The sequence below is a fragment of the uncultured Campylobacter sp. genome, assembly GCF_963517995.1.
Taxonomy (GTDB): domain Bacteria; phylum Campylobacterota; class Campylobacteria; order Campylobacterales; family Campylobacteraceae; genus Campylobacter_A.
This window is the reverse complement of sequence record NZ_CAUQHQ010000102.1, coordinates 1-7,907: the sequence shown is the minus strand read 5'-3', so window position 1 is coordinate 7,907 and position 7,907 is coordinate 1. Positions and strand designations below refer to the sequence as shown.

Here is a 7,907-nt window from a genome sequence, read left to right as displayed (position 1 = left end):
TAAAATGGGCAAAGATAAACGGTATAAATTTGCATTTCGTCTTTTCGCACCCGGCCGCAAAGCATACCTTTGAGCTAAACAAAGAAAATATCAAAGCTAAACTACGCGAGTTTTGGGCCGATAACCTTGCCGCGATCAAGGAAGCGGGCATCATGTTTCGCGACATAAGCTGCGAGGTCATATACCGCTTGCCGCGCGACGTGCAAGCCATGCAAGAAGAAAAGAAGCCATACGAGGAGCCATCAAACGGCAGCTTTGAAAACAGAGCCAAAGATCCATCCATAAGGCTAGGCTTTGAGCGTATAAGAAAAGCGATACTAGCCGATCTGGAAAGCGGCAAATCGGTATATAAAGGAAATATATGAGCGAAATTTTCGAGTTTTTAAAAAGCTCTAGCCTAACTAAGGACAGCTTTAACGAAAAGGTCGAGTTTTTAATAGAGGGCTTTTTAGTAAAGCAGCTTATTACGCTAATCTATGCAGACGGAGGCACGGGTAAAAGTTATATGGCCTTTGCCCTAGCTAAAAGACTTTGCAAAGAAGGCCAAAGGGTATTTTTCATAGACTACGACAACCCAGTAGGCGTACTCAAACAGCGCGGCGTAGATAGGCTACTTATAGAAAGCTACGAGAGCATGAACTATATCCAGCGCAGCGCGCTAGAGCTTTGCGGATTCGAGCTTGTTCTAAAGCTAGAAGAAAACGCCGTAGGTAAAGCTTACAAAGATTGCGTTTTTATCCTAGATAGCTTGCGGGATTTCGTAGATATCAATAACGACAACCGCATAAATAGACTATTTGGCGCGCTTAAAAATTTACGCGAAGCGGGAGCCACCGTGATCATCCTGCATCACTCCAACAAAGACGGTAAAAACTATCAAGGCAGTAACCATATAAGGAATTCTCTCGACGTTATGTATCATCTACTAAAACGCCCCAGCAAAGAAAACGAGTTAAATTTCTTACTTGAAGTAGCCAAAGAAAGAGCCGGAGTAAAAGATAGCGGTTTTTGCGTAAAAACGCTAAATTTAGAACTAAACGAGCTTGACGTAGAAGTAGCTAGAATGAGCGAATACGAGCTAAATTTTACTACCCTAGCGCAAAAAATACTAGCCGGCGGAGATCTAAACAAAACCGAGCTGCTAAACGCTATGAATTACGAAAAAGACGATAGAACGGCTAGGGATTGCCTCGATAAATTCGACGGCAAGCTATGGTTTAGCCGTAAAACGGGCAAGAGCGTGATATATAGTTGTAAAGCGGAGACTACAACCGATACAACTATTACAACTATAATGGAAAACACCTTAAATTTGGCGGTTTGAGATGAATACGAGCGAGCTAAAAAAATACTATATAAAAATGATACAAACATTGAAGCACAACTATTTCGTGGACGACGAGTGCAGAAAGATATATTTACAAGCGCAATTCGGCAAAGATAGCCTAAAAGAGCTAAGTATAGAGGAGCTTAGGGTCGTGCTAGAGGTCGTGGGATATAAGCCCCATAAAGGCGCAAATTTTAAAAAATCTACTCGTAAAACCAAAACAAGCAAAACATCTAGCTCGTCCTTGATGTCCAGCGAAGATCTAACGCCCGCTAAAGGAAGCCTATACGCCACCAAAAAGCAGCTTGAAACTATCGCCGGCATCTGGGAAGAGATAGCTAACGTAAAAACGGGTATGGCTCTAAGAGAGTTCATCTTTAGGATAGTTAAAATCAGGCCTTTACATCTTAAATTTCTATCAAGGAGCGATGCCGCAGACGTCGTGCAAGCCCTTATTCAAATGAAAGACAAATACTACAAATGATAAATAGCTTCGATCTATTCGCCGAGTTCTACAACCGCGTCAAAGAGAGCGAAAACATGGCCGATATCATCAAAGAATACGGCGGAGCCAATATCTACGTACCCAGCTACAAAGGTACGTTTAGAAACTACGATATACTAAAAGAATACGAAGAAGGCATAAAGCTAGGTAAACAAAGCCCCGTCGTCATTCGTGAGATCGCCGCAAAACATAATCTTAGCTATAACAGCGTTTGCGCTATAACCAAAGAGATAAGAGAGCCTAGTTTGTTCGAAAAAGAAATGATATAATAAGGAGAAATAAGTATGAAAGGCAAAATAATGCTAGAAAAACGATGTAAAATAGCTGTAAAAGATGCAGACTTTGTCAGTATAACCTGTAAAAACTGCAATACTACTTGCGATATAGCCATAGGCAATGCAAACAAGATGAAATACTGCCCCGTTTGCAGATATGAGATAAAAGAAAATTTACAAAAATACATAAGGACTCTTGCTGATACGAATTTTCATTTAGATGATGATTTTGAAATAGCGCTAGTAAGCGTAGAGAAAGCGTAGTAAGTGAATTTATCATGCCGCATAGAACAGACTGTACTAATTGGATGATAGGAACCTTAGAAGAAGTCGCGACTGAGCTAAATAATAAATACTCGGGCAGCCATTATTTAGAAGATGATAGATTGGTGGCCTATGCCAAAAGCGAGATTGACGGACACGAGTATTATTGCGTTGAATTTGAGCTTTTAAAAGCCGAAGCGTATATCTTGATAAATAGCATCGAAAGCTTAGGCATTAGAGTGATATCCGAACATGCGCCAAACGATACCGCCCTATACTACTTAATCCTATTAACAAAACCGATTAAAGAGTACGGTAAATAGCATTTTACTTTCTCGGTCTCTTGCGTCATAAATTTTGTGCATGCTATCTAAAGCCGCTCTCTACGAAATTTATGACTATTCTTTTTATAACTTCTTCAGTCCTACTAGGTAGCCTACCGCCTCTATCTACAGGCAAAAACGGCCTAGCCGGTATCTTTACGCTTTTACTTCGTCCAGCCTTATTGGTGCCGAATTGATGAACTAGCCCGTAAGCAAAGCCGTTTTTATTCGTATTATTAGATACCGTGGCTCTCTTGTCGTCTGCTTTAACTATCCATTTATCCGCCAAATTTCCATCCAATCTTAGAATATTAGAGGACTTTCCTAGTTTTTGTTTTTGCCTAATCGTACTAGGTTTCAAGGCTTGCCATTTTTGTCCGAACGGACTGCTCTCGTTCTCAAAACCGGCTTCTATTTCGTTTTGTAAGATATTGCCTAGCGTTTGCATTAGCGGCTTGGTTTTTTTCTCGATATTTTGCAGAGATTTTAGCTTAGTTTGCAGCTCTTCTAGGCCTTTAACTTCTATCATTTGCCTTTATTCCTTGAAAGTGGTATAATGAATGATAATCAGATGATTGATGATCGCAACGTAGTAGTCGATAGGTGCTCGCCTCGCGAGATCGGACCTGTATTGCGGGTGCAACTCCCGCCGTCATCTGATTTTAATAAATTGCGCTTCTTTCTCATTTGTCTTATCTACTTTGCTTGCCGTCGCCATATAATTGGTAAGCCCGAATTTCTTCAGTTTGTAGTTTAGGTCTATGACGATCTTGTTTATCTTGCTCGCGTCTTTTTCATCCTCAAACCAAAATACGATGTTTTTATTCACGGTATCTACGCTTACGGGAGTTTTATCGTCGGCTAAAGTTTTTACTATCTTTTTTATCTCTTCTATTCGCAAATCTTGCCCGTATTGCCCTTTGCGCTCAGGTCTGACGTGAAGTATGCCGTGCTTGTCCCCTGCTATATGCTCAGTCTCTATTTTGACGCCTAGCAGTTTTTCGCTCCTTCTTATAACGTCTTTACCTAGTTTTCCGAGTGCAAAGGCGACTATCGGAGCTTTTAAATTTTTCTTCACCAAAAGCTCGTCCACCGCGTCGTCCAAACTTTTTTGCCAAACGTAGATGTCTCGCTCATGGTCGAAGCTATCTAGGGATTGTTTTAAATTTTTCTTTGCAAGACTTGACGCAACGGCATCTAAAACCTTATCTTGCTTGTCTTTTAAAATTTCATCCGTTTTGTCGACCTTGCCCGGATTGTATTTGAAGTCTTTTTCTGCAGCCTGGGGCAAAAAAGAGCCGTCCGCAAGCGGTACGATACCTCTAGCTACGCATTCGGCCTCCGTAAGCACCTGCACCTTACAGCGGCACCCCCAACCGTTTGGCGGATAATTGGTATCCCAAAATTTATCCGTCTTGGGCAGGGTCTTGCCGTGAAGCTTCCTATGGGTTTCTCTGGTCCTGCCGTCTAGCACGGCGGTATAGCGGAAGTATTCGCCTAGGCTTTGCATCTGGCTTTCATACCTAGCCTTGGCGTAAGCCGTTCTCATGTTGGTATTAAATATAGTCCTTAGCCGCCTATTGCCTACGTAAATTTCTTTTTCTTCGCTGGTCTTTGGGTCTTTTACCTTGATATTTCCTAGCCAGCCTTTCTTTGCAAGCATAGGCTTTACGCTCTTTTTCCACTCGTCAAACCCGACGCCCTCTTTAAAAGCCTTGGTGAGCGAAGCCTGCGTATCTTTAAGAAGATCCAAATTCATCATCTTTGCGACGGTAAAAGCTTTTTTATGCGCATCATGCATGATCTCGTCGTAATCGAAATGGATCTCCGGCTTTTCGCTCTTTAAATATTCATAAACCGCCGTAGGCTCCTCGAAAAAGCTAAATTTCATCTAGATATCCCAACATCTGGGCATTGGCTACGGCTTTAAACATCAAGGGTTCAAGCTTTTCAAAGGGTAGATCGTAAAGCTCGTAAAGCTTATCGAAAGCCTCTTCATAAGTCTCGCTGCTTGCTATTAGTTTGTTTAAGGCCGCTTCTATCTCGCCATCTTCTATATCCATCTCGTCCGTGGCTTTATCAAATCTATCTATCGACTTCGCAGACGAGCCAAGCCCGTCTTTGCGAGCGGGAGTTTTCAACTCCCTGCACCCACCTAAAGCACACCGAGCCGTGCCAGGCTCGACGTACTCATTGAGCGATATTTGCTTATTTACCTTTAAATTTCGGTCTTTTTCTTGTGCTTGCTCGTTATCGTCCAGCTCGATATTATATGCAGAGGTTATGTATTTTTTCGTAGGCGTGAAGCCCATATCGTATAGCGTCTTGTCTCTTGCGGCGCGCTCGGTATTAGGAGCGTCTTCGTCGAATAGTTTGGCGTAAAGCTCGCCGTTATAGCCGTTTATCTCCTTAAAAAAGCTTATGGCCTTGTTCATGACGAAGACTAAAATTTTGCCGTCGTTTGCGGCCAGATCCTCTCTAATCTCGTTATGTGTCTTCGCTGCGGCATAGCTTCCCTCTTTTACGTCGCTAGTCAAATTTGCGCCTAAAATAGCCTTGCTGATTTGATTGTCGAGGTATGCGGGAAGCCTAGTAAAATCTACGTTTGAGGTAGGCTGCACGAGGGTGATCTCCTCGTCCGTGTCTATGACCGCGCTATCTCCGCTAAGCATAGCTTGCACTTCCGCAGCCATTTCGTCGGGCTCGTAGCTAGTTTTTGCTATCGCCCAGGGTGATCCGAATTTTTCTAAAAACCTAAACCAAAACTTCAAGCTGGCGTTTTTCATTTTGACGGGGAAATACAGCTTTTTAAGTAGCCCGTCTCCGTATACTTTTCTAAAATTCGCCCTGTTTAATGCATATATAACTTTTAAAGGCGGGATACTCTGCTCGCTTCCGCCGGCGCTAAACACGAACTCGCTCGCGTCGTTAAATTTAAACTGTCTAAAATCGCGCTGCACGAGTCTTGGGTATACAAGACCTTCTTTTTCTTTATAGTTGACCTCGAATACGTTTAACCCGTAAAGATAGGTCTCTAAAATTTGGCTGACGACGTCGGGGTTAAAAATCTTTTTAAATTCGTCCTTAATTTTTTCATCGTCGCAAACGATTTGGATCTCTTTTTTCTCGGTCACGGACTTGCGGCTCACGTCGCACTGCGTAACAGTAAGATCGGCTAGTATCATATCCATATCGTCGTCGCCAATACTGGAAACTCCCGTATTTATCAGCAAATCTATCAGGGTACCGTTTTGAGGGATGAGAGCCGCTTTCTTGCGCTGCGGCTGCTCGGATTTATTTTTAAATAATTTGTCAAATATCATCTAGTGCGCCTTTTTACTTTCTTTTTTAGTTTCGTTAGGTCGTATGCGCCCGCCAAGCTGTCGGGCGCGTCGTCGTGCTTGGCTTCGGGATACTCCGTAAGCTGCTCGATAAGCAGGCTTTGGCTTTGATGAAAGAGTATTTCGCCGTCCTCTATAGGTACTTCAAGCTCCTCTATTCTTTGCCCTTTGCTTGCGGTATTATTCACGCCTTTTAAAGGTAGTTTAACGCCTATCTCAAAGGCCTTTTCTCTGATCCAGCCCCTAAAAAACTCCTGCCCGCCGTTGCTCTCTATCGCGCAAACGCGGCATTTATAGAGCTGATTAAGCCTAATGATCTCTTTGATAGTCTTTTTGGTCTTCATGACCTCTACTATGCTTTCTGCTACGTAGATCTTGGTTTCTGCCTTGCTTACTCCTAGCACCGTTATAGCCGTATAATCGCTCTTTTTCTTTTCGCCTGCGGGGTCGATATACATCACGAAATAATCGCACCTCGGAAGCTCTCGGTAAAAACGCATACTCTCTTTGGTGAAAATTTGAGCCTCGCTTCTAGGATCGTTTTGCTGCTCTTTGTTAAAAGATTTCAAGTTTTCGGCGCGCTTTTGCATGAGCTTTAGGATCGGTAGCGCATCGTCCCAAAGCACCCGAGAACCCTCATCCATCAGGGCTTTGTTTTTTAGATAAAACGTTTCGCTAGCCTCTTTTGAAACGTTTTTGTAAAGCTCTGCCCATCTCTCCCACAGATCCATTCGCTTTGGGAAATTTATGATGCTTTGATATTTCTTGGCATTCCAAAATTTAAGCTTTAACTTTCGCGCCAGCACGCTATCGGCGTGAAGTACGGTGCCGATGTAAAGCACGTCGAGGCTACCGTCTACGCTACCCAAATTTAAAACCGCTTCGTCTAGCCACTCCTCGAGCTTGTCGCGCTGCTCTTTACTGCGCACGTTGGTGTCGTTTTCCAGGTCGTCTAGGACTACTAGATCGGGGCGGTATACGCCGAATTTTACGCCGCGCAGTCTTTTACCCGAGCCAAACGCCTTAAGCTTGACTCCGTTTTTAGAGACGAACTCGCCTATCTTCCAATTTTTACTTGCGCCACAAACGTGCGGGAAGTCCATTTTTAAATTCGCGTTGTCCTCAAGCTCGGCTTTGATGGCTTCAAGACACCCTTCGACCAGTTCCACGGCGTCTGAAATTTCGACGATGAAGCGCTTCTTGTTAAAACAAATACACCAAAGCGGAAGAAGCTGCGAGCAGTACGTGGTCTTTGCATGACCGCGCGGCGCGGCGCGGGCGTATTTGTCTCCGCTTGCGTTTTGCGTCATAGCTTCAAAAATCTGCGCTAGATCCTCGTGAAGCGCGCAAGAGCTGCTAATGCTAAAATAGTGCGGGAAATAAGTCCTTGCAAAAAACATAAAATCGCGCTCGGCGCGTTTTACTCTTGCGGCCCTATCTTTTGGCGACAGAGGGCTATTTAGATGTATCTGCTCTTTTAGCTCGCCGCTAAGCTCCTCTAGCCAGCCGTAAAAGTCTTTGCGCGTGAGCTTGCTAAGTTCCGGCTCCACGGCGCCCGCTTGCCTATGGCTTTCGCGGCTATCCTCTAAAAAGCTATCCAGTTCGTCTTTTGAAAAAAGCATGTACTCTTCCTAAACGTCGAGCTCTTCGATAGCTTTGACGAACTTCTCGCTCTCGATGAGCTCTACGAGTTTTTTAATACACTCTTTGTTCTCGTCGTCTTTAAATTTATCGACTACTAGCATAATGACCTTTTTGGCGATGCTTAGGCGGTATGCTGCCGGATTTTCGTAGCTTGCAACTTTGGTCATCTTAACGAAGCTATCGCCTATCTTTGAAAGCGCCTCGGCCTTTTTGCCCGCAGGCAGTTCG

General features: G+C 43.7%; 11 protein-coding genes. 6 read left to right on the top strand and 5 right to left on the bottom strand.

The window, feature by feature from the left end; all coding sequences use genetic code 11:
* The 6 genes from RYL88_RS09735 to RYL88_RS09710 all read left to right on the top strand — a co-directional run.
* Positions 1 to 365 (top strand): hypothetical protein (locus tag RYL88_RS09735; protein ID WP_314990918.1); only part of this gene is annotated, 365 nt, incomplete at its 5' end.
* Positions 362 to 1,324 carry an AAA family ATPase gene (locus RYL88_RS09730; RefSeq protein WP_297967132.1) on the top strand — a complete coding sequence of 321 codons (963 nt, stop codon included), beginning with the start codon at positions 362 to 364 and terminating at the stop codon, positions 1,322 to 1,324. The genes RYL88_RS09735 and RYL88_RS09730, both read left to right, overlap by 4 nt.
* 1 nt (position 1,325) lies before the next feature.
* Positions 1,326 to 1,811 carry a phage protein GemA/Gp16 family protein gene (locus RYL88_RS09725; protein ID WP_314990916.1) on the top strand — a complete coding sequence of 162 codons (486 nt, stop codon included), beginning with the start codon at positions 1,326 to 1,328 and terminating at the stop codon, positions 1,809 to 1,811.
* Positions 1,808 to 2,101, top strand: a complete 294-nt coding sequence (locus RYL88_RS09720) for a hypothetical protein (protein WP_314990914.1) — start codon at positions 1,808 to 1,810, stop codon at positions 2,099 to 2,101. Before RYL88_RS09725 ends, RYL88_RS09720 begins: the two co-directional genes overlap by 4 nt.
* Before the next feature lie 15 nt (positions 2,102 to 2,116).
* Positions 2,117 to 2,371 (top strand): hypothetical protein, encoded by a 255-nt coding sequence (locus RYL88_RS09715; protein WP_297967138.1) that lies wholly within the window; start codon positions 2,117 to 2,119, stop codon positions 2,369 to 2,371.
* Positions 2,372 to 2,415: 44 nt separating this feature from the next.
* Positions 2,416 to 2,694, top strand: coding sequence for a hypothetical protein (locus RYL88_RS09710; protein ID WP_297967141.1), 279 nt, complete (start codon positions 2,416 to 2,418; stop codon positions 2,692 to 2,694).
* Between the two features lie 43 nt (positions 2,695 to 2,737).
* Here RYL88_RS09710 and RYL88_RS09705 read toward each other — a convergent pair whose 3' ends face one another.
* The 5 genes from RYL88_RS09705 to RYL88_RS09685 form a co-directional block, all read right to left on the bottom strand.
* Positions 2,738 to 3,223: a phage virion morphogenesis protein gene (locus tag RYL88_RS09705; protein ID WP_297967143.1), complete on the bottom strand. Its 486-nt coding sequence runs from the start codon at positions 3,221 to 3,223 to the stop codon at positions 2,738 to 2,740.
* Between the two features lie 123 nt (positions 3,224 to 3,346).
* Positions 3,347 to 4,585 (bottom strand): phage minor head protein, encoded by a 1,239-nt coding sequence (locus RYL88_RS09700; RefSeq protein WP_314990911.1) that lies wholly within the window; start codon positions 4,583 to 4,585, stop codon positions 3,347 to 3,349.
* Positions 4,575 to 6,017 carry a DUF935 family protein gene (locus RYL88_RS09695; protein WP_297967146.1) on the bottom strand — a complete coding sequence of 481 codons (1,443 nt, stop codon included), beginning with the start codon at positions 6,015 to 6,017 and terminating at the stop codon, positions 4,575 to 4,577. Before RYL88_RS09695 ends, RYL88_RS09700 begins: the two co-directional genes overlap by 11 nt.
* Positions 6,014 to 7,657 (bottom strand): phage terminase large subunit, encoded by a 1,644-nt coding sequence (terL, locus tag RYL88_RS09690; RefSeq protein WP_297967149.1) that lies wholly within the window; start codon positions 7,655 to 7,657, stop codon positions 6,014 to 6,016. The genes RYL88_RS09695 and terL overlap by 4 nt, the downstream gene beginning before the upstream one ends.
* A gap of 9 nt (positions 7,658 to 7,666) precedes the next feature.
* Positions 7,667 to 7,907, bottom strand: a 241-nt coding sequence (locus tag RYL88_RS09685; RefSeq protein ID WP_314990907.1) for a DUF1804 family protein, incomplete at its 5' end; no start/stop codon positions are given.

Excerpts from the sequence above, each read along its gene's own strand:
- RYL88_RS09720 (WP_314990914.1), top strand. The coding sequence starts at position 1,808 with ATGATAAATAGCTTCGATCTATTCGCCGAGTTCTACAACCGCGTCAAA.
- RYL88_RS09725 (WP_314990916.1), top strand. The coding sequence starts at position 1,326 with ATGAATACGAGCGAGCTAAAAAAATACTATATAAAAATGATACAAACA.
- RYL88_RS09730 (WP_297967132.1), top strand. The coding sequence starts at position 362 with ATGAGCGAAATTTTCGAGTTTTTAAAAAGCTCTAGCCTAACTAAGGAC.
- RYL88_RS09705 (WP_297967143.1), bottom strand. The coding sequence starts at position 3,223 with ATGATAGAAGTTAAAGGCCTAGAAGAGCTGCAAACTAAGCTAAAATCT.
- RYL88_RS09695 (WP_297967146.1), bottom strand. The coding sequence starts at position 6,017 with ATGATATTTGACAAATTATTTAAAAATAAATCCGAGCAGCCGCAGCGC.
- RYL88_RS09715 (WP_297967138.1), top strand. The coding sequence starts at position 2,117 with ATGAAAGGCAAAATAATGCTAGAAAAACGATGTAAAATAGCTGTAAAA.
- RYL88_RS09710 (WP_297967141.1), top strand. The coding sequence starts at position 2,416 with ATGATAGGAACCTTAGAAGAAGTCGCGACTGAGCTAAATAATAAATAC.
- RYL88_RS09700 (WP_314990911.1), bottom strand. The coding sequence starts at position 4,585 with ATGAAATTTAGCTTTTTCGAGGAGCCTACGGCGGTTTATGAATATTTA.
- terL (WP_297967149.1), bottom strand. The coding sequence starts at position 7,657 with ATGCTTTTTTCAAAAGACGAACTGGATAGCTTTTTAGAGGATAGCCGC.